Source organism: Nostoc sp., from assembly GCF_036917755.1.
Classification (GTDB): Bacteria; Cyanobacteriota; Cyanobacteriia; order Cyanobacteriales; family Nostocaceae; genus Nostoc.
Map to the genome: position 1 here is coordinate 23149 of NZ_JBALFC010000122.1, position 19758 is coordinate 42906.

Annotated in this window: 15 protein-coding genes; 6 read left to right on the forward strand and 9 right to left on the reverse strand. The window is 42.6% G+C overall.

Features of this window, described 5'->3' with window-relative positions; all coding sequences use genetic code 11:
- Window positions 1-421: 421 nt before the first annotated feature.
- Window positions 422-2635 (reverse strand): phosphoketolase, encoded by a 2214-nt coding sequence (locus tag V7L05_RS27245; protein ID WP_335168804.1) that lies wholly within the window; start codon window positions 2633-2635, stop codon window positions 422-424.
- A gap of 169 nt (window positions 2636-2804) precedes the next feature.
- Between V7L05_RS27245 and V7L05_RS27250 the strand changes: the two genes are divergently transcribed.
- Window positions 2805-4181, forward strand: coding sequence for a cytochrome P450 (locus V7L05_RS27250; RefSeq protein ID WP_335168806.1), 1377 nt, complete (start codon window positions 2805-2807; stop codon window positions 4179-4181).
- Window positions 4182-4377: 196 nt separating this feature from the next.
- Window positions 4378-4896 (forward strand): hypothetical protein, encoded by a 519-nt coding sequence (locus V7L05_RS27255; protein ID WP_335168808.1) that lies wholly within the window; start codon window positions 4378-4380, stop codon window positions 4894-4896.
- 521 nt (window positions 4897-5417) lie between these two features.
- On the opposite strand, the gene V7L05_RS27260 is transcribed toward V7L05_RS27255, so the two are convergent.
- Complete coding sequence (locus V7L05_RS27260; protein ID WP_335168810.1) at window positions 5418-5663, reverse strand: hypothetical protein; 246 nt, start codon at window positions 5661-5663, stop codon at window positions 5418-5420.
- A 319-nt stretch (window positions 5664-5982) separates the two neighbouring features.
- Between V7L05_RS27260 and crtO the strand changes: the two genes are divergently transcribed.
- Window positions 5983-7677, forward strand: coding sequence for a beta-carotene ketolase CrtO (crtO, locus tag V7L05_RS27265; RefSeq protein WP_335168812.1), 1695 nt, complete (start codon window positions 5983-5985; stop codon window positions 7675-7677).
- A 122-nt stretch (window positions 7678-7799) separates the two neighbouring features.
- Here the strand turns inward: crtO and V7L05_RS27270 are convergent, their stop codons facing one another.
- Complete coding sequence (locus tag V7L05_RS27270; protein WP_335168814.1) at window positions 7800-8330, reverse strand: AbfB domain-containing protein; 531 nt, start codon at window positions 8328-8330, stop codon at window positions 7800-7802.
- 726 nt (window positions 8331-9056) lie between these two features.
- Between V7L05_RS27270 and V7L05_RS27275 the strand changes: the two genes are divergently transcribed.
- Window positions 9057-9800: a tetratricopeptide repeat protein gene (locus V7L05_RS27275; protein ID WP_335168816.1), complete on the forward strand. Its 744-nt coding sequence runs from the start codon at window positions 9057-9059 to the stop codon at window positions 9798-9800.
- Between the two features lie 78 nt (window positions 9801-9878).
- Complete coding sequence (locus tag V7L05_RS27280) at window positions 9879-10763, forward strand: SDR family oxidoreductase (protein WP_335168818.1); 885 nt, start codon at window positions 9879-9881, stop codon at window positions 10761-10763.
- A gap of 476 nt (window positions 10764-11239) precedes the next feature.
- Here V7L05_RS27280 and V7L05_RS27285 read toward each other — a convergent pair whose 3' ends face one another.
- The 4 genes from V7L05_RS27285 to gcvT all read right to left on the reverse strand — a co-directional run bounded on the left by V7L05_RS27285 (window position 11240) and on the right by gcvT (window position 16579).
- The gene (locus V7L05_RS27285) at window positions 11240-11515 is read right to left on the reverse strand and encodes a hypothetical protein (RefSeq protein WP_335168820.1); all 276 of its coding nucleotides are present in this window, start codon (window positions 11513-11515) and stop codon (window positions 11240-11242) included.
- Window positions 11516-11690: 175 nt separating this feature from the next.
- On the reverse strand, window positions 11691-14606 hold the full coding sequence (gcvP, locus tag V7L05_RS27290; protein ID WP_335168822.1) for an aminomethyl-transferring glycine dehydrogenase: 2916 nt from the start codon (window positions 14604-14606) through the stop codon (window positions 11691-11693).
- A 224-nt stretch (window positions 14607-14830) separates the two neighbouring features.
- Entirely contained in the window at window positions 14831-15220 is a 390-nt protein-coding gene (gcvH, locus tag V7L05_RS27295) for a glycine cleavage system protein GcvH (protein WP_335168824.1), read from the reverse strand.
- A 222-nt stretch (window positions 15221-15442) separates the two neighbouring features.
- Window positions 15443-16579, reverse strand: a complete 1137-nt coding sequence (gcvT, locus tag V7L05_RS27300; protein WP_335168826.1) for a glycine cleavage system aminomethyltransferase GcvT — start codon at window positions 16577-16579, stop codon at window positions 15443-15445.
- Between the two features lie 273 nt (window positions 16580-16852).
- Here gcvT and V7L05_RS27305 point away from each other — a divergent pair, with 273 nt between their 5' ends.
- A complete protein-coding gene (locus tag V7L05_RS27305) occupies window positions 16853-17350 on the forward strand; it encodes a pentapeptide repeat-containing protein (RefSeq protein ID WP_335168828.1) in 498 nt (165 codons plus the stop codon).
- Window positions 17351-17438: 88 nt separating this feature from the next.
- Here V7L05_RS27305 and V7L05_RS27310 read toward each other — a convergent pair whose 3' ends face one another.
- Both V7L05_RS27310 and V7L05_RS27315 read right to left on the reverse strand, forming a co-directional pair.
- A complete protein-coding gene (locus tag V7L05_RS27310; protein WP_335168830.1) occupies window positions 17439-19490 on the reverse strand; it encodes a tetratricopeptide repeat-containing protein in 2052 nt (683 codons plus the stop codon).
- Between the two features lie 60 nt (window positions 19491-19550).
- Window positions 19551-19758 (reverse strand): hypothetical protein (locus V7L05_RS27315; protein ID WP_335168831.1); only part of this gene is annotated, 208 nt, incomplete at its 5' end.

Below are 19758 nucleotides of genomic sequence, written 5' to 3' on the forward strand. Positions count from 1 at the left end.
ATATATATTTTAAATTATACTTTAGTCACGCTGTAATTTCCCCACGCTTCCAGATAAAAGTATCCCGCTTCTAGCTCAAAAATCAAGTTTTGCGACTTGTAAACTAAGTTTCTGACTTCTAAACTAACTTTTGCGACTTCTAAACCAGCTTTTGCGACTTCTAAACTAACTTTTGCGACTTCTAAACTAACTTTTGCGACTTCTAAACCAGCTTTTGCGACTTCTAAACCAGCTTTTGCGACTTCTAAACCAGCTTTTGCGACTCGTAAACTAACTTTTGTTAACGGATTTCAGCAAATTTACGCCCATTTTTCTGTCTGCTAAGTTCTCTTCAAAAAAAAAACGCAAATATACGCATTCCAACGCCATTTTCAGCGTTAATATACGTATAAATGCGATAAAAGTAGAAACAATTTTACCTTTAATGCACTAACGCGATCGCACGTTTTGTCAACGCCTCAGCAGTCAATCCATTAAACGCCATCAACTCACCAGCACTGGCTGTAGTTTCCCCACGCTTCCACGCAAAAGTATCACGCTTGGCTGTACTACGTAACAAAATTGGTTCCAGCATCGCCGCCGCACCACCCGTCACCGCAATTAACGCATCACCATCAAATAATTCGGCAAATTTCGCATCATCCAAGAAACCGCCTTCCGCTTGGGAACAAGTCTCCCACGCAGTATCGTGACTACGGTACAATTGCCGAGGATTGATCACAGTAACTATCTTCACGCCAATACCTTCAGTTTCCAAGAAAGCAGCAGCTTCAAATACTGGTATTAATGTTAAATCGCCAATTACAGCAAATACAACTTGTTTATCACCAGCGACTTCATGTAACAGCACCGCACCATCGCGTAACCCTTGGCGAGTTTGTTCTAAAGTTGTGCGAATTGGCAACGGCGATTTACTTGCAGTAATCACAATTCCCTTATTCTTAGTTTTCAACGCCCAGTCATAACAGACTTGAATACTGTTAGCATCAGGGGGAAATAATGGAAAAACATTTCCATTTCGCATCAACGAAGCAAAGTAAGCTTCAATTTCTGGACGTTGGTGAGTCCAACCGTTGCGCCCTTGCTCTAATGCGCCTGCTGTGAATAAAGTAATAGTCGAGGGAGTTTGACGGCGTAATTCTGCCATTGCTTGGGTAACAGTTTGCCAAATTGGTAATCCATTGATAGCAAAAGATTCGTAGGAACACCACAAAGTTCTCGCACCCATTAACGCCAAACCCGCAGCTAAACCGGCACAAGCATCTTCACTCAATGGTTCATAAACTTGTCCATTTGGTGCTTGATAATATAAATCGTCGGTTGTGGGGTGGATAATTTTTAATGCTTGGTTGATGTTGGCAATTCCTGATGCTTCGTTACCATCGGCGTTGGTGACAAGGAAATTTTGATCTTTCTTTCCAACTATTCCTACCAATCGTCCCATTGCGGTTGTGGAAACTTTGGGTTCACCTCCAACTGGATATTCTTCTAAAGGTAATTCGCCTAATTCTGGTAATGGGAACTCAAATTCTGTCACCACAGTTTTTGCTGCTGGCCCACCGCCAGCGCGTTCTGCATTTGTTCTGACTAATTGCCAAGCCTCGGCTGATAAAGCACGGGTTTGCAATGCACTAACAATATGAGGTGCATCTAGCGTATCTTTGGGATAAAGGTTGTGAGATTTTGCACCCCGCGCGTGGACTCCTGCACCTTTAAGTTGTTTAATAATGAAGACGGTAAGTTTTCCGCCCAGTGCAAATCGCGCGGCTTGATCTACACCCGAAAGTACTGCTTGAGTAAATGCTAGCCGCTTCTCGAAGGAAAAGGCAGTACTATCAACGAAATTCCCTGGTTGGTTTTGATCGTCGAAATCTTTGGCATCCACTAACACGACTTCATCAAAACCATTACCTTGCCAATATGCTTGCATCTGTTCATTGGTTTTTAGGGAAACCATACTGTGATGTTCTTGGCTGTAACCGTTCCACACCAACACCGGCAAAAAGTTGGTGACAGCAGGATAAGCAGTATGGAAATGCGCGATCGCACTTACAATATAAGGCTCACCCAATCCACCATCACCAACTGTAAAGGGGAACAACTTATCTTTGTGTAACAGTGCAGCCGACATTGCAAAGTGTTGTCCTTGTCCCAAAGGCCCCGCAGGTGCGAGAATACCGGGGATAAAACCAGAAAGATGTCCTAAGAGTCCGTGCTTTTCTCGGAAGCGATCGCGCAATTGTTGGACTGTAAAAATTCCCATATCCTCTAGCGATCGATCCAAGAACATGGCACTATAAAATCCAGGGGCGTGGTGTCCGACTTCAGTAATAATGTTCTTGTATCCCAGCATGACAAGAGATGCGTAAGCTTCTGCTTGGCTAGCGAATCCGCCGGGATGCCCAGAAGCCTTACTCGCGGTAACTTGCAAAGTCAGGTAGCGGAGGGCATCGGCAGCAAGTAAAGTTTGATATACAGCTGTGGAATCTGTGGGAGATGCGATCGCTATTTTGCCCAACTCAATAGCAGGTGTTGCACCATAAGTTTCAAAATCTGGTAACGCTTCACCAAAATATTGAATCCCTTCCGAAAAATCGGGAAGCGCTGAAGATGCCTTTGGGGAGATTGCAGTCATGCTGAGTACCTTTTGACGATTAAGTGAAACTGTAGATGCTTGTTGAATTTAACAAAAATTTTACATCTTCGAGGTTGTAACAGTTTATTGCTTTTTTACAACGTTAGAATAAGTAATTTAAATAGTCACGCCAGCAAAATTTCAGTTAGTTTCAGTAGCAAAAAAAATTATGAAATTACCAAATGAAGCGCAAATCCCAGCACTTTTACAGCTGGTGCGCTGGATCACCAATCCGATGACATTTATGGAGGCTTGCGCCAAAAGCTATGGGGAGATTTTTACTATTAAATTAGAGAGAAATTCTCCTCCTATGGTGGTTGTCAGCAACCCCCAAGCACTACAGCAAATTTTGACAAATGATACCAAGCAATTAGAAGCGCCTGGCGATCCGCGGCTTGAACGTTTGCTGGGCAAGCATTCTGTGATTACCATTAGCGGCGCAGAACACCAGCGTCAACGCCAGTTGTTAATGCCTCCCTTTCACGGCGAAAGCATGCGAAACTATAGCCAAGTGATTATCGATGTCACCAAGCAAGTTATCAGCCAATACCAGATAGGTAAATCCTTTAATATTCGGTCTGCCACCCAAGTTATTACCCTGCGGGTGATCATGCAAGCTGTGTTTGGGCTACATGAAGGGACTCGCGCCGAAAAACTACAGCAATTTCTGGGTGATCTTTTAGAAAAGGCTAGTTCTCGGTTAAGTGTGGCTTTGACTTATTTTCCAGCTTTACAAAGGGATTTTGGCCCGATTAACTTCTGGGGAAAACAGATGCGCCGTCAGCAAGAAGTTGACGAACTCATCTACGAGGAAATTCGGGAACGTCGAGAACAAGCAGATTCATCACGCACAGATATTCTCAGCTTACTCATGGCTGCTAGGGATGAAGCCGATCAACCCATGACCGATGAAGAGTTGCGCGATGAATTGATGACTCTGTTAGTCGCCGGTCACGAAACCACAGCTACAGCGCTAGCATGGGCATTATACTGGATTCACAAACTACCATCAGTGCGCCAAAAGCTACTACAAGAATTAGATAGCTTGGGCGATGACCCAGACCCCAGCATCATTTTCAAGTTACCCTATCTCAACGCTGTTTGCTCCGAGACATTACGCATTTACCCAGTAGCTATATTCACCTTTCCCAGAATAGTAAGAACACCCATATCACTGGGCGGTTACGAACTAGAACCGGGTACAGTCGTACTTGGTTCTATTTATTTGACCCACCAGCGAGAAGATATTTATCCAGAACCTAAGCAGTTCAAGCCAGAACGCTTTTTAGAACGGCAATTTTCTCCCTATGAATATTTGCCCTTTGGGGGTGGTGCAAAGCGCTGTATTGGGCTAGCATTTGCCCAGTTGGAAATGAAGCTAGCACTTGCTAAAATCCTTTCCAGCCTCGAATTAGAGTTAGTTGATAATAGTGAAGTGCGACCTAAACGCCGTGGTTTGATCACAGGCCCAGATCGTCCCATCCAGATGGTTGTCAAGAGTCAACGTCAGGTGAAGTCTTCCATCCTACAGACAACCACTGCTTAATGCTTCGGGGGGTTGATGGTTGCGTTCAGCAAATTTTCAACTCCCATCTATACCGTTTCTCAAGAGACCTAACCCCCAACCCCTTCCCTTGTCCGGCAAGGGGAGTAAAATTCAAAGCCTCTCTCCTTTTAGGAGAGAGGAATGGAAGTGAGGTCAAAATCTATTGCATACAAACGAGAAACACTATATATATATTATGAAATTACCAAATTTGCCCCGCCGTCAAATTCTCAAAACTGCTCTCACCTTTGTGACTGGCTTAACCGCGACATCGCTGGTATCTTTTTTGATGACCAAATCCACAAAGCCAGCACAAGCAATTGTTGTACAACGACCAAATGAGTTTGAACTTGAGGGCGAAGGTACTCACATCAAGTATTCAATTGTCAATGGAGTTCCACAGCTTGATTACAAAACTCAAAACATTTCCAAGCATTTCAGTGGGGATCAAATTCAGACATTAGCTACTGATATCGGTACACTAGTGACGATAATTATTAGCAAACCACCAAACCCTGACCTTGGAGGAAATACAGTCAAACTGAGCTTCCTGGTACCAATTATCAACCTAGCTATCGGGAATCCACCAACTACTGTCCAAACCGAAGCAATTTTAACTACTCAAAAAACATCAGGATTTATCCGTACTCCCCTGTTTGGACAATTACAGTCATATCAAACTATAGTACTCCGGGGAACCGCTAGATACCACTAGCACCGCTTCTCTACGAGACGCTACGCGAACGCGTAATTCGTAATTCGTAATAGAGCCTCCGGCACGCTACGCGAACGTAATTACGTTTTAGCAAGGGTTTCAGACATTACAAATGGTGAACCAGCGCTGCGGGAGGGTTTCCCGACCCAGGCGACTGGCTTTCCCGTTGGGATGGCTTATTTACGCCGTGCTGTACTAGTACCGCAAGGCGGATGTCAAAAGTTACCTATGCTTTACAGCAGAAATCATGTATTTGAACCACATTTATCGTAGGGGCACAGCAATGCTCATGCGTGTCAACTTAAGCCAAAACCCTTTTCAAACCTCGTTTCCAGCCTCTGGCTGGAAATGCAGATCGTTGCGGCTCTGCCGCAAGTCTTGAGGCGGAGCCTCTCGGAATGCATTCCCAGTCAGAGACTGGGAACGAGACAAACGAGACAATCTTAAAAGCTGCTTATAGACTGGCTTTCACGTTAAGTTGACACCAATGAGCAATGCTGTGCCCCTACCGCGTGGTCTATTTACCTGAAAATAGCTGTAATTATGGGGATTTGAATTTTGAATTTTGAATTTTGAATTCCCCGTTCGCGTAGCGTCTCCAAGAGTTGGGGTTTTGTTTGTGTAGCCAAGCCAGTGCGTTGGGGAGCCAGGCGGTAAGAGCGGGCTTCCCGACTTGATGCACCTGGGGCGCGACTTCCAGTTGTCCGGTGAGTAACCAAACAACTGATGAATGTAGCATATTTTGAATCGGAGGATATAGCAGTCATAAATCATTTGTGAAAATTTATGTTGATTTCTCTCTCTGCGCTCTCTGCGCCTGGAGCGGTTCGTTAAAACAGTAATTTTCACAACTCAGATAGGATTGCTATATAACGTTTTCTACTAAAGATATAAAATTAGAAATTGCTAGTTTAATACCTATGGTACAAACTGAAGTGAAGCAAATACCATCATCGTCAGACATACTATCTCCTTAGTAGTATTGACAGGAGTAAAAGATAATTTTTGTAACTAGGGAGTGATGTAAATTTATTAAAAGTTTTATAAGCTTTTGAAAGTTACTTATTTATTTCAAAATAACAACGTATGCAAGAGTATGATGTTGTCCTGATCGGTGCTGGACACAATGGCCTCGTTTGTGCAGCTTATTTGCTAAAAGCTGGTTATAGCGTCCTCTTATTAGAAAAGCGTTCTGTTCCAGGTGGTGCAGCAACAACTGAAGAATGTTTACCCGAAGAAGCTCCAGGATTTAAATTTAACTTGTGTGCTATTGACCATGAATTTATTCATTTGGGGCCAGTTGTTGAGGAATTAGAACTAGAAAAATACGGCTTGCATTATTTGGAGTGCGATCCAGTTGTTTTCTGTCCTCATCCTGATGGCAAGTATTTCTTAGCACATAAGTCGGTAGAAAAGACTTGTGCAGAAATCGCCCGTTATAGTGAACGTGATGCCAAAAAATACGCCGAATTTGTAGACTTTTGGCAGCGATCGCTAGGTGCAATGATTCCCATGTTTAATGCACCGCCAAAATCAATTATAGACATCCTTGGTAACTACGACATCACCAAACTGAAAGATTTATTTTCGGTTATTGGTTCTCCAAACAAAACGCTGGACTTTATTCGCACCATGTTAACCAGCGCTGAAGATTTACTTAACGAGTGGTTTGATGAAGAATTTCTGAAAGCGCCACTAGCCAGACTAGCAGCAGAACTTGGTGCGCCGCCATCACAAAAAACCCTTGCCATTGGTGCAATTATGATGGCAATGCGTCATAATCCGGGGATGGCCAGACCTCGCGGCGGAACTGGCGCACTTGTGCAAGCTTTGGTGAATTTAGTCACAAGTAAAGGTGGCGTTATTCTCACAGATCAGCATGTTGAAAAAGTTTTAATTGATGATGGGAAAGCTGTGGGTGTGCGGGTTGCTGGCGGTAAAGAATATCGAGCTAAATACGGGGTTATTTCTAATATTGATGCCAAGCGGTTATTTTTGCAAATGACTGATAAAAGCGATGTTGATGGAGCCGATCCAAATTTATGGGAAAGATTAGAACGCCGCATCGTTAACAACAACGAAACCATCCTCAAAATAGATTTGGCTTTAGACGAACCACTGCACTTTCCACACCACGCCCACAAAGATGAATATCTCGTCGGTTCTATCTTGATTGCAGATTCCGTGGCTCATGTAGAACAGGCTCATAGTAAATGTACCTTGGGAGAGATTCCTGATGCTGATCCATCAATGTATCTAGTGATGCCTAGTTATTTAGACCCCACGTTAGCACCTCCAGGTAAGCACACCGTATGGATTGAGTTTTTCGCCCCTTATCAAATTGCGGGTGCAGAGGGGACAGGTTTGAAAGGTACTGGTTGGACAGATGAATTGAAAAACAAAGTTGCAGATCGGGTGATTGATAAGTTGGCAGACTATGCACCGAATGTCAAGAATGCAACTATCGCCCGTCGTGTAGAAAGTCCAGCAGAACTAGGAGAAAGATTAGGTGCATACAAAGGGAATTATTACCATATTGACATGACTCTAGATCAGATGGTATTTTTCCGTCCCTTGCCAGAAATAGCGAACTACAAAACGCCAATTGATAATCTATTTTTGACTGGTGCAGGGACTCATCCAGGTGGTTCGATTTCGGGAATGCCGGGACGCAATTGTGCGCGCGCATTTTTGCAGGCAAAACATCCTATTAGTCAAACTTTGAAGGATGCACGCGATTCGATTAAGTCAACCGTCGAGTCGGTGTTTGGGATTAGTTAAGCCTATATAGCAGTGATAGCAGTCCTAAATGATTTGTAAAAATTTATGTTGATTTTTCTCTCTGTGGTTCGTTAAAAACAGTAATTTTTGCAACTTAGATCGGATTGCTATAGCTACTCTAACTAGGGATTGAACGGTGCTAGTAATGTAAAAGTGGCATCATTTAAAAACACACTATCAGTGCTGTACGGGTCAATATAAAGCTCAAAGTTTTTGTGGCGTATATAGTAACCAGGAAAATTATATGACCTAAAAGAAACATTTGTTAAACTTGCTAAACCTGGTCTTATACAAAAGGTTGCATCATTTTTGAACAGTGCAGTATTGTCATTACGATCTAATCTAATCCTAAAATTCTGATGTCTTAAGTAGTATCCTGGAAAATTTGAGGATTCAAATGAAACACAATTAGAAGACGCTAACCCCAACCTTACTCTAAATCTTGCGTCTGCTCTGTCTAGAGAACTTGAAATAAGGCTAATTTCGCCAAGAAAATTGCGATGACGAATATAGAAGCTAGGAAGATTAAATGCTCGTATTGAAACAGTTGATTCAACAGGAGTTGATTGTGCGATCGCAGGATTAATTGATGTAGAAATAGATATAGGAAGCGCTGATAGGGTTAATGCTAGTGCAAAAAAACTTTTTTTCATGGTTACAATCCTTTAGATATCATTTGCAACAATACTCTTATTTGAAATTTAGTTTTATTACAGCTTTGCGTAAAATCGTAACGTTTTGAAACGCGGAGTAACGCAGAATTTTACCTAATTTCATTCGCCACGAAATTTAATTAAGTATTTTACTTAAGTTCCAGGAATTCTGGAAATTTAGCTATAAATCTTTATATAGCCCATCTTAAGATTACAGGCTTCGTGCAATGAAACTACTTTAGGACTTACGCACGAGTTACGGAATAACGAACCGCTCCAGGCGCAGAGTACAGGGAGAAATCAGAGTTTCAGAGATATTTTGCGTAAGTCCTATACTTTATTAGTCTCTACATCAAAACTGCTCTAAATTAAACTCTATTAAAGTAAATGTTACGTAAAAATCTGTTTATATTAAAGTTAAAGGCTGAACAAAGTCTCAGATCGCACCCTTGTTACTTGGAGAGAAAATTACCACACAAGTGGGATGTCTACCTATATAGCAACACCAATAATCGTTTTTTGGCTGAAATAGACTCTAAGCAATTGCTTTATGTCTATTTAATATGATAATGTAACGTACACTTGATTTTCAGAAGCTTCTATGCATCGTCAGCAAAGTTATTTCTCAAAAAATAAAGAAATTAATGGGTAAAAACTAGTGTATTTTGATAATGTTCAAAAAATGAACAACTTTTAACATCATTTTATAAGTTTTGTAGGTAGAGTATGGTTTTTCGGCGCTGCTTAGTGGCATCTGGCTTAATAGCTTTCTTTGGATTTGGCTGTAGTGGTGGGGCAAACTCATGGACAGAAAATACTACGCAAGTTGTGCAAGAAAGTAATGTAACCCAACTTTTGAGAGAAGCGAAGGCTACACAAAAAGCAGAAGATTTCTTTCATCAAGGCAATCATTTATTAGATGGACAACGTTATGAAGATGCCATAAAAGCATATAACAAAGCGATCGCTATCAAAGTTGAGAGTTCTGAAGCTTGGATTAACCGTGGTATAGCCTTAACATCGTTGCAACGCTACAAAGACGCGATCGCATCCTACAATACAGCGATCGCCATCAAACCGGACAAATATGAAGCGTGGTATAATCGTGGCATAGCCTTAACATCGTTGCAACGCTACAAAGACGCGATCGCATCTTACGACAAAGCGATCGCCATCAAACCCGACAAATATGAAGCCTTAATTAACCGAGGTATTGCTTTGACAAAGCTGCACCGCTACCAAGATGCGATCGCATCTTATGATCGAGCGATCGCTATCAAGCAAGATTTGCACCAAGTATATTATAATAAAGCTTGCTCTTATGCTTTACAAAGCAATCTGGAATTAGCAATTGAGAACCTAGACAAAGCAATCCAGCTTGTTCCTGATAAATACAAGAAGTTAGCAAAAACTGACCCAGACTTTAGCAAAGTGCGTAGTGAAAAGCGCTTTCAGGAATTACTGCAATAGTATTTTGTCATCACCACTCAGTGTAGAATATAAGCTTGCTGTGACAAGGATTTTTTATTGAGCGGTTTACAATTAGACATGAAAAAATTGTTAATTACCGGAGCAAGTGGTTTTTTAGGATGGCATCTTTGCCAGCTTGCAAGACAAGAATGGGAGATTTATGGCACTTATTTATCCCATCCTTTAGAGATTCCTGGCATCAAAATGCTAAAAGTGAACTTAACAGATTTTCAGGAATTGCAGCGTATATTTAATGATATAAAACCAACAGCAGTTATTCATACTGCTGCACATTCGCAACCAAATTTTTGTGAAACCCACCCCGAAGAATCGCACGCAATTAACGTTATAGCATCCTGCAATATTGCCGGACTTTGCGCGGATAATTCTATTCCTTGTGCTTTTACCTCAACCGACTTAGTTTTTGATGGTTTAAATGCCCCCTATCGAGAAACAGATGCCGTGTGTCCTGTGAATCTTTACGGTGAGCAGAAAGCGATCGCAGAAGCAGATATGCTAGAAAGATATCCGATGACCGCAGTGTGTCGAATGCCGTTGATGTTTGGTGCAGCAACACCTACAGCTAAAAGCTTTATTCAGCCATTTATTCAAACTTTAAAAGCCGAAAAAGAACTAAGTTTATTTATAGATGAATTTCGCACACCAGTAAGTGGAACAACTGCCGCCAAAGGACTTTTATTAGCATTAGAAAAAGTTAACGGCATCATTCATTTAGGTGGCAAAGAGCGGATTTCGCGTTATGATTTTGGACAGCTATTAGTGGAAGTATTTCAACTTCCCGCCACCGGACTTAAATCCTGCCGACAACAAGATGTGAAAATGGCAGCACCTAGACCAGTAGATGTTTCTTTAGATAGTTCCAAAGCATTTGCATTGGGTTATCAGCCTTTATCTTTACAAAAAGAATTAGAAGAGTTAGGAGTGAGTAGGGGCAATTCATGAATTGCCCCTATATGTCAATACGGTTCAGTTAAGGCTAAAACTCTTTGTAAAAGTCATTTTTTTAACGAACCACAAAGAGCGCAAAGGACGCAAAGAAGAGAAGGAAGAGAAGGAAGAAATGCTTAACTGAACTGTATTGCCCTATATGTTGTAATTTTGCGTAAGTTCTATCACGATAAACGCATCTAAATTACTCTTGATAAAAACCTTAGTTAATGTATTAAGGAAAGAATCAGATTTCTCACTTGATTTATTTTCTAGGGGTCAAAGCTATGTCTTCGACGGGCTACGCCTACGCATTCCCACCATAAGCTTTGTTTCTTAAAAAAGTTTCGTAAGTTTAGTGATGTTAAACTTTATACCAGTTTGTAGAGTATTTGAATAAGCAGTATTCATATCCCCAACATTTTAAAGGGGATATATGGAGAAAATAAACTTTTCCATTACATGATTATTTCATGCGATCGCACCGTCGATTATTTGTCATCATTCAAAATCGATTTTAATATTTCAGGCGTTAATCCTCGCTCTTGTGCTTCAAGACTAGCTTTATCCATTGTGTTTCTCAAATGTGCAATCGACTCAAGTCTTTTCGTTGTAAATTGAGACTGCATAATTGCCGTAATCTTAAGTTGCAATTGTTCCGGTTCTTCTTCCGTGGCATTGCGGTATGCCTCTGCTACCTCAGAGGGAACTTTGATAGTAATTTCTTCTTTAGTAATCATGGCCTGTTTTCTTCCATAATTTCTCATCTTTAATCATATATATCATTCAGAACCCCGACTTCTTTAAGAAGTCGGGGTTCTTGGGGGATAGGCACGATTGTAAAATTATCAAGTAATTACAACTTTAACTCTCAATAACATCCTCAAATTTAGGGAGGTTAGGAGGAATCTTTATACAACTTGATATCTTTACAAACATCCTCTAATAAGCATCCATTGGCAGACATGAGCAAACAAAATTTCTGTCGCCAAACGCTGCATCAATGCGACCAACAGCCGGCCAGAATTTATACTCACGAGTCCAAGGTGCAGGATAGGCAGCTTGTTCACGAGAATAAGGATGCTGCCATTCTCCAGTGATGAGACTTTCGGCAGTGTGGGGTGCGTTCTTCAAAACATTATCTTGGATATCCACCTTACCTGATTCTATTTCGGAGATTTCTTGGCGAATAGAAATCAACGCATCACAGAAACGATCTAACTCTTGTTTAGATTCACTTTCTGTAGGTTCCACCATGATTGTACCCCCTACAGGCCAGGAGACAGTCGGCGCATGGAAACCATAATCGATCAGACGCTTGGCAACGTCATCAATTTCGATCGCAGCTGATTTTTTGAGCGATCGCAAATCTAAAATACATTCATGGGCAACTAGACCATTTTTCCCCTGATACAAAACCGGATAGTACGATTCCAGTTTCTTGGCGATATAGTTAGCGTTGAGAATCGCCACCTTAGTTGCTTGGGTTAAACCAGCAGCACCCATCATGGCGATGTACATCCAAGAAATCACCAAAATACTAGCACTACCCCAAGGCGCGGCAGCAACCGCACCAATACGTTGGGAATTAGAAATTTCTTCTCCACTCCCCACAACAGGGTGTCCGGGCAAAAATGGCACCAAATGAGAAGCAACGCCAATGGGTCCCATACCAGGGCCGCCGCCACCATGAGGAATACAGAAGGTTTTGTGCAGATTCAAATGACAGACATCCGCGCCAATATCCCCAGGACGGCAAATTCCCACTTGGGCATTCATATTTGCCCCATCCATGTAAACTTGTCCACCGTGACTATGAACAACAGCGCAGATTTCCTGAATTGGCTCCTCAAAAACACCGTGAGTTGAGGGATATGTCACCATTAAGGCGGCGAGTTGATTGCTGTGTTTTTCTGCCTTACTCTTCAGGTCATCAACATCAATATTACCTTGTGAGTCACAGGCAACTGCCACTACTTTCATCCCGCACATCACCGCACTCGCTGGGTTTGTCCCGTGTGCCGAGGTGGGAATCAAACAAACATTACGGTGTGCTTCACCCCGACTTTCGTGATACTGACGAATCACCAAAAGTCCCGTATACTCCCCTTGAGAACCAGCATTTGGTTGCAGAGAAATTCCGTCAAAACCAGTAATTTCAGCTAACCATGCCTCAAGTTGCCTAAACAGGATTTGATAACCTTGTGTTTGGGGCAAAGGTGCAAATGGATGAATCTTGCCAAATTCCTCCCAAGTTACCGGAATCATCTCAGCAGTCGCATTCAACTTCATTGTGCAAGAACCCAAGGGAATCATCGATGTAGTTAGCGATAAGTCCTTGCTTTCTAGCTTGTGCAGATAGCGCAATAACTCAGTTTCTGAGTGATAGCGGTTAAAGACTGGGTGGGTGAGATATGTACTTGTGCGGGAAAGGGAGAGATGGGGAAGAGAGGGAGAAGTTAATTCTTCTAGTGTGAAGGGTAAATCATCTGTACCAGCAAAAATCTGCCAGAGGTCAATTAAGTCTTTTGGTGTAGTTGTTTCATTTAGCGAGATACCAACAGCAGTTGCATCAAAAACTCGCAGGTTAATTTGAAGTTGTTCGCTAGCTGCCAGAATATCTTTTAAATTGCGTCTTCCCAGTTCTACTCGCAGCGTATCAAAGTAAGATTCTGAAACGACTTTGTAACCTAAACGCTTCAGTCCTGCTGCTAACAACACCGTCAAAGAGTGGATATTTTCAGCAATTTGTTTCAGTCCAACCGGGCCATGATACACCGCGTACATACTCGCCATTACCGCCAGTAGCACCTGTGCAGTACAGATATTACTAGTAGCTTTTTCGCGGCGGATGTGCTGTTCGCGGGTTTGCAAGGCGAGACGCAATGCAGGCTTACCTTGAGCATCTTTTGATACTCCGACAATTCGCCCTGGAACCAGTCGCTTATACTCTTCTTTCGTAGCAAAGTATGCCGCGTGAGGTCCCCCAAACCCCAACGGAATACCGAAGCGCTGGGTGCTGCCGACAGCAATATCAGCGCCAAATTCCCCAGGAGGGGTCAGCAAAGTTAAACTTAAAGGATCTGCTGCTACCGTTACCAATGCACCCTTAGCATGGGCTTTTTCTATAAAAGCGCGGTAGTCGTAAATGGTGCCATCACTTGCAGGGTATTGCAGAACAGCCCCAAAAATTGGTTGATCAAAATCAAATGTTTGATGATCGCCGACAATGATCTTAATCCCTAATGGTTTCGCCCGTGTTTGCAACACGTCAATAGTTTGGGGATGGCAATCACCAGAGACGAAATAGGCATTTGCCTGATTTTTGGAGACACCATAGCTTAGGCTCATCGCTTCAGCTGCTGCTGTGGCTTCATCGAGTAACGAGGCATTGGCGATTTCCAAACCTGTTAAATCGATAATCAGGGTTTGAAAATTCAGCAGCGCTTCCAATCGCCCTTGAGCAATTTCTGGCTGATAAGGAGTGTAGGCAGTATACCAACCGGGGTTTTCTAGAATGTTACGCCCAATCACAGGTGGGGTGATGCAGTCGTAATATCCCATACCAATGTATGAGCGGAAAACCTGATTTTTGGCAGCAACTTTTTTTAATGATGCCAGTGCTGCGTACTCACTTTCTGCTTCTGGTAACTTTAGCGGTTGCTTCAGCCTGATTGTCTGTGGAACTGTTTGGTCAATTAGGGCATCCAGGCTGGGAAACCCCAAAACCTTAAGCATTTGCTGGATGTCATCGGAGTTAGGGCCAATGTGTCTTGGCGCAAAACTACTTAACTTTTGACTTTTTCCGTCCAGCACTTGCTGCTCATTAGACTTGAGAATCGGGGCGTGTGATACCACAAATTACTCTCCAGATGGTACTATTTAATATTTTGCAATAAATACTCATAATAAGTAGATGTAACTTTTCAGTTCATCTAAATTTCATGACTTATCTTTGGGCGGAGTGGGAGATGAGGGAGATGAGGGAGACAATTTTACCTTGTCCCTCTTATTCCTCTCATTCCCCACTCCCTACTCCCCTACTTGCTACAGACGCGATTAATCGCGTCTCTACACACTCCCTACTCCCCTTCTACCAGGGCGCGATACTCATCTGCTGTCAAAGCATCCTCAACTTCGGCAGAGTCATTGACGCGCACTTTCAAAAACCACCCTTCCCCGTAGGGGTCTTCTGATACTTGTTCGGGAGAATTAATTAAGGCTTCATTGCGTTCTATAACTGTGCCTGTTATTGGTGAATTCAGTTCTTCAACGGCTTTCACTGATTCAATTGTGCCAAAGTTTTCTCCCCTGGTAAGAGCGTCACCAATTTCTGGCAGTTCCAAAAAGACGATATCACCCAATTCATGTACGGCAAACTCTGTAATGCCAATGGTGGCAATTTCGCCATCTAGTCGCACGTATTCATGAGAATCCAGGTATCTGAAATCTTGAGGATATTCAAAAGACATATCACTTCCTCTCCCTTATCAAAAAATTATTACCCCAACAGTCATCCAACCCATATCTGGTCAGGACTTACGCAAACAATAGCCGAAAAGGATGATTTTCAGGTAGGGGCAATTCATGAATTGCCCCTACAGGGTGTACTTTTGCGTAAGTCTACTGGTAATGAACCTGACTGTAGATTGAGTAACTTACAACACATTATTCCTCAAAAACCTCGGCGCTTATCAGTTGGCGACACGATTTTTTGACCGATAAAAGGGACGTTTAACTACAACTGCTGGATAAGCTTTGCCGCGAATTTCGACTTCTAGCTGCTGACCAACCGTTGCTAGCTGGGTGGGAACGTAGGCTAAGGCAATGGGATAACCAAGTGTGGGTGACAGAGTGCCACTGGTAACTTCTCCGATAATTTTACCTGCGGATAACACTTGATAGCCGTGACGGGCAATGTTGCGTCCTTGGGTTTGTAAACCTACCAATCGGCGCTGCACTCCAGTAGCTTTTTGCTGTGCTAAAACTTCCCGACCAATAAATTCGCCTTTGGTATCTAAGTGAACTAGCCACCCCAAACTGGCTTCTAAAGGTGTGGTGGTGTCATCAATATCTTGTCCATAAAGTGCCATCGCCGCTTCTAGCCGCAGGGTATCTCTCGCACCGAGTCCACAGGGGATAACACCAGCATTATGGAGACTTTGCCACAATTCTACTCCCACATCTGGATCTACCATTACCTCAAAGCCATCTTCGCCGGTGTAACCTGTGCGGGCCAGGAAGGCAGGTTTACCTAGTAGCGTTGCTTCTAAATGTCCGAAGGTTTTGATTGGTTGTAAGTCTTGTTGCACTAAGGGCTGGAGATATTTAATCGCTTTTGGGCCTTGTACGGCAATTAAGACTTTATCTGGTGAAAGGTCTTGGAATTGCACTTTATCTAGGTCAAGATGTTGCAATAGCCATGCTTTATCTTTACTGGAGGTTGCCGCATTGACTATGATAAATGCTCTCTGTGTCCCAGTGGCGTCTTCACCTTGATAATAAACAATGATGTCGTCAATAATTCCGGCTTGGGGATTTAACAATAGGGTGTATTGTGCTTGACCGGGTTGCAAACGACTCAAGTCTGAAGGGACTAGAGGCTGGAGTTGGGAAATGAGGTTTTTACCTTGGAGGGTAAATTTGCCCATGTGGGAAATATCGAACATTCCGGCTGTATTTCTTACAGCCTCGTGTTCGCGGTTAATGCCGCTAAATTGCACGGGCATTTCCCAGCCGCCAAAGCTGGTAAGGCGGGCTTTGAGTTCTACACCTAGTTGATATAAAGGGGTTCGCGCCAAAGATTGGGCGTTGTCTTCTTGATTAGCCACAGGTAATTATTTTGCGATCGCACCTCAACATCTATCATCCTACGAGATGCTTTCCCCTTTTACAGACTTGTATATCGAATTTGGGCATTGGGCATTGGGCATTGGGCATTGGGCATTGGGCATTAGTTATTCTCCCTCATCTCCCTCATCTCCCTCATCTCCCTCATCTCCCCTCCTCCCCCACTCCCTACTCCCTACTCCCCACTCTCTTTTCCTCTTCTGTAAGCTTTAATAGTTAATGGTAGAAGTGTTGAGATTTATTAAGAAGAGATTATGAAATATTGGCGATTCTTAGTTAGCTTTGTCTTAGCTACGGTTCTTTTTTTGTTTCCCCTATCGGCGCAAGCTGCAAGTTCTTCAAGTATTACCCGTTCTGTAGCTAATGATCAACTCAAGGGCAAAGATTACTCTGGTCAAAGTTTAATTGGTACTGAGTTTACCAATCTCAAATTTGAGAATGCTAATTTTAGCAATACTAATTTACGTGGTGGCGTGTTTAACGGTAGCGTATTGGAGGGAGTAAATCTGCATGGTGCTGATTTTAGTGAAGGCATAGCCTATTTAACCAGGTTTAAGAATGCTGATTTAAGTGATGCTGTGTTGACTGATGCAATGATGCTGCGTTCTAGTTTTGATGGCGTGGATATTACAGGGGCTGATTTTACGAATGCCATTTTAGATGGAATACAAGTGAAAAAACTTTGTGTTAAGGCTAGTGGTGTCAATTCTAAAACTGGTGTAAATACGCGTGAGTCTTTAGGATGTAAGTAGAATCTAACCCCTCTTCTTTGCTGGTGGAGAGGGGGATATTATTTTAACTAATTACGAATTACGAATTACGAATTACGCGCAGCGATCGCTAGTGATATGCTTCTGTTAAAAAGCTCGCATAATTTGCCCGAATTGTCATCGTAGTAGGATGATTTACACCTAAAGTCCGTTCACAAATTTTCAAAGCTTGCTCAAATAAGGGTTTGGCTTTCCTGTAGCGTTTTATATTACGGTAGAGTGCTGCTAGATTGTTCAGACTAATGGCGACATCGGGATGGTTATGTCCCAGCAGGCGTTTACTCAGTTCTAACGCTTGCTGATACAAGGGTTCGGCTTTGTTGTAGCGTCCTGTAAACTCGTAGAGTTGTGCTAAATTATTCAGGCTAGTGCCAACATCGATATGTTCTTTTCCCAGCAGGCGTTTTCTCAGTTCTAAAGCTTGCTCAAACAAGGGTTCGGCTTCGCTGTATCGTTTTGTATAACAGTACAATGCTGCTAAATTATTCAGGGTAGTGGCGACATTGGGATGTTCTTCTCCCACTAGGCGTTTCCACAGTTCTAAAGCTTGCTGATACAAAGGTTCGGCTTCGCTATAGCGCCCTGTAGATTCGTAAAGTAATGCTAAATAGCTCAAGCTAGTGGCGACATCGATATGTTCTTCTCCCAGCAGGCGTTTTCTCAGTTCTAAAACTTCCTCAAGCAAGGGTTCAGCTTCGCTGTAGCGTCCTGTGAATTCGTAGATTCTTGCTAAATTGTTCAGGCTAGTGGCGACATCAAGATGGTTATCTCCCAGCAAACGTTTGCTGAGTTCTAAAGCTTGCTGATACAAAGGTTCCGCTTCACTATAGCGTTCTGTAGATTCGTAGAGTAATGCTAAATTGTTCAGATTAGCAACGACATCGGCATGTTCTAAACCAAGAGGATTTTGAGTGATTTCTACACACTGTCGCAACCAAGGTTCTGCTTGCTGATAAAGTCCTTGACCTTGATAAAACCAGGCTAATTTGGTCAATAAAGTAATTAGATTTTTATCGCTTAGATACTGGGATAGGTGGATTGCAACTTCTGTAATGTGCGGGATATGTGGAGTGAGGTTGAGAATATCTTCAGGGTTAAGCTGTTGCGGAATTAACTTTGCTACCTCTAGCATCATTGCTGCAAATTTAGTTTTTGTTTCATCCGCCTCACTTGACTTATCCAACTTCATCTGGATAAGTTGCCGAATCAGTGGATTTAAACGATAAGTTTCTTTATTTTTCCGTTGTAGCAAATGCAATTCTAGTAAATCGGCTATGGCTTTCTCATTGAGTTGTTGTTTTTTTTCATCTTGTATCGTCTCAAGAGATAAGGGAATGTCAGCTAATGCACACAAACTTAGCAAACAGCCAAAGTTTTGGGCATTCTCATCCAGATGTTCCCAACTCAATTCAAATGCTTCAGCTAGACCGGATTCATAATCCATCAATGAGTTAGCATTGACTACTGCTTCATTAAAAGTTGGCGGGAAACTCCATTCCCTTGTGGGTGGAGAGGGATAGTCGCCCGCCGACTTTGGGAATTGGGCATTGGGCATTGGTGACTCTTCCCCATGCCCCATCCCCCATTCCCCATGCCCAAAAACTCCATCCCCTTGTGGGTGGAGTTTTTCATGTTCCAGTCGCTTTTCCTCTAGTCGTTTCAGCAGTGTTTCCAGAGACAAATCTGGCATTTTATCCAGATATCGCCCCACTAACTCTAAAGCTAAAGGCAAATATTGCAAAAATTTACAAATTCTTCTCGCAACCCAAGCTTCTTGTTGCAGTCGTTCCCGAACCACCAGCGATTTTAATAATTTCATCGCCGCCAATGGTTTGAGGACATCCAATTCGCTATTATATTTCGCGCTCAGGTAAGCTTGTAACTTTTTTAGTTTGCCCCGACTGTTGGAAATAGCTAACTCAGGATAATTCTGGGCGAACTTGTCGTATACCTCACTCATCCACTTTCTAAAAGCAGCAACTTCAACGTTTAATTCGCTGGCAAGTTGAGCATCATTTTTACCTAAATTTTCAGTCTTAAAATATTTTATAAAAGCTGCGGTTTGCTTTAGAGATAAGCCATGAGTAGCAGCTTCTTTGGCTAGAAAATTACCCCATTGCATAAACAGCTTGTGAAGTTTATTTTCGATTGTACTTTGTCTGCATTTGGAAATCACCTCTCTTTAGGGTAGAAATACCATTTGTATAGAAACATTTAAAAGCAGTGGTTTGCTGTTAAATATTGCTATTTGAGCTTCTGAGGGTGGACGTTGAGCTTCTGAGGGTGGACGTTGACCTTCTGAGGGTGGACGTTGACCTTCTGAGGGTGGACGTTGACCTTCTGAGGGTGGACGTTGACCTTCTGAGGGTGGACGTTGACCTTCTGAGGGT

What these genes read in the sequence shown, in the direction of transcription:
- V7L05_RS27275 (WP_335168816.1), top strand. Translation starts at nt 9,057, where the DNA reads ATGGTTTTTCGGCGCTGCTTAGTGGCATCTGGCTTAATAGCTTTCTTT.
- V7L05_RS27310 (WP_335168830.1), bottom strand. Translation starts at nt 19,490, where the DNA reads ATGCAATGGGGTAATTTTCTAGCCAAAGAAGCTGCTACTCATGGCTTA.
- V7L05_RS27255 (WP_335168808.1), top strand. Translation starts at nt 4,378, where the DNA reads ATGAAATTACCAAATTTGCCCCGCCGTCAAATTCTCAAAACTGCTCTC.
- V7L05_RS27305 (WP_335168828.1), top strand. Translation starts at nt 16,853, where the DNA reads ATGAAATATTGGCGATTCTTAGTTAGCTTTGTCTTAGCTACGGTTCTT.
- crtO (WP_335168812.1), top strand. Translation starts at nt 5,983, where the DNA reads ATGCAAGAGTATGATGTTGTCCTGATCGGTGCTGGACACAATGGCCTC.
- V7L05_RS27260 (WP_335168810.1), bottom strand. Translation starts at nt 5,663, where the DNA reads ATGACTGCTATATCCTCCGATTCAAAATATGCTACATTCATCAGTTGT.
- V7L05_RS27270 (WP_335168814.1), bottom strand. Translation starts at nt 8,330, where the DNA reads ATGAAAAAAAGTTTTTTTGCACTAGCATTAACCCTATCAGCGCTTCCT.
- V7L05_RS27285 (WP_335168820.1), bottom strand. Translation starts at nt 11,515, where the DNA reads ATGAGAAATTATGGAAGAAAACAGGCCATGATTACTAAAGAAGAAATT.
- V7L05_RS27280 (WP_335168818.1), top strand. Translation starts at nt 9,879, where the DNA reads ATGAAAAAATTGTTAATTACCGGAGCAAGTGGTTTTTTAGGATGGCAT.
- V7L05_RS27245 (WP_335168804.1), bottom strand. Translation starts at nt 2,635, where the DNA reads ATGACTGCAATCTCCCCAAAGGCATCTTCAGCGCTTCCCGATTTTTCG.
- V7L05_RS27250 (WP_335168806.1), top strand. Translation starts at nt 2,805, where the DNA reads ATGAAATTACCAAATGAAGCGCAAATCCCAGCACTTTTACAGCTGGTG.
- gcvH (WP_335168824.1), bottom strand. Translation starts at nt 15,220, where the DNA reads ATGTCTTTTGAATATCCTCAAGATTTCAGATACCTGGATTCTCATGAA.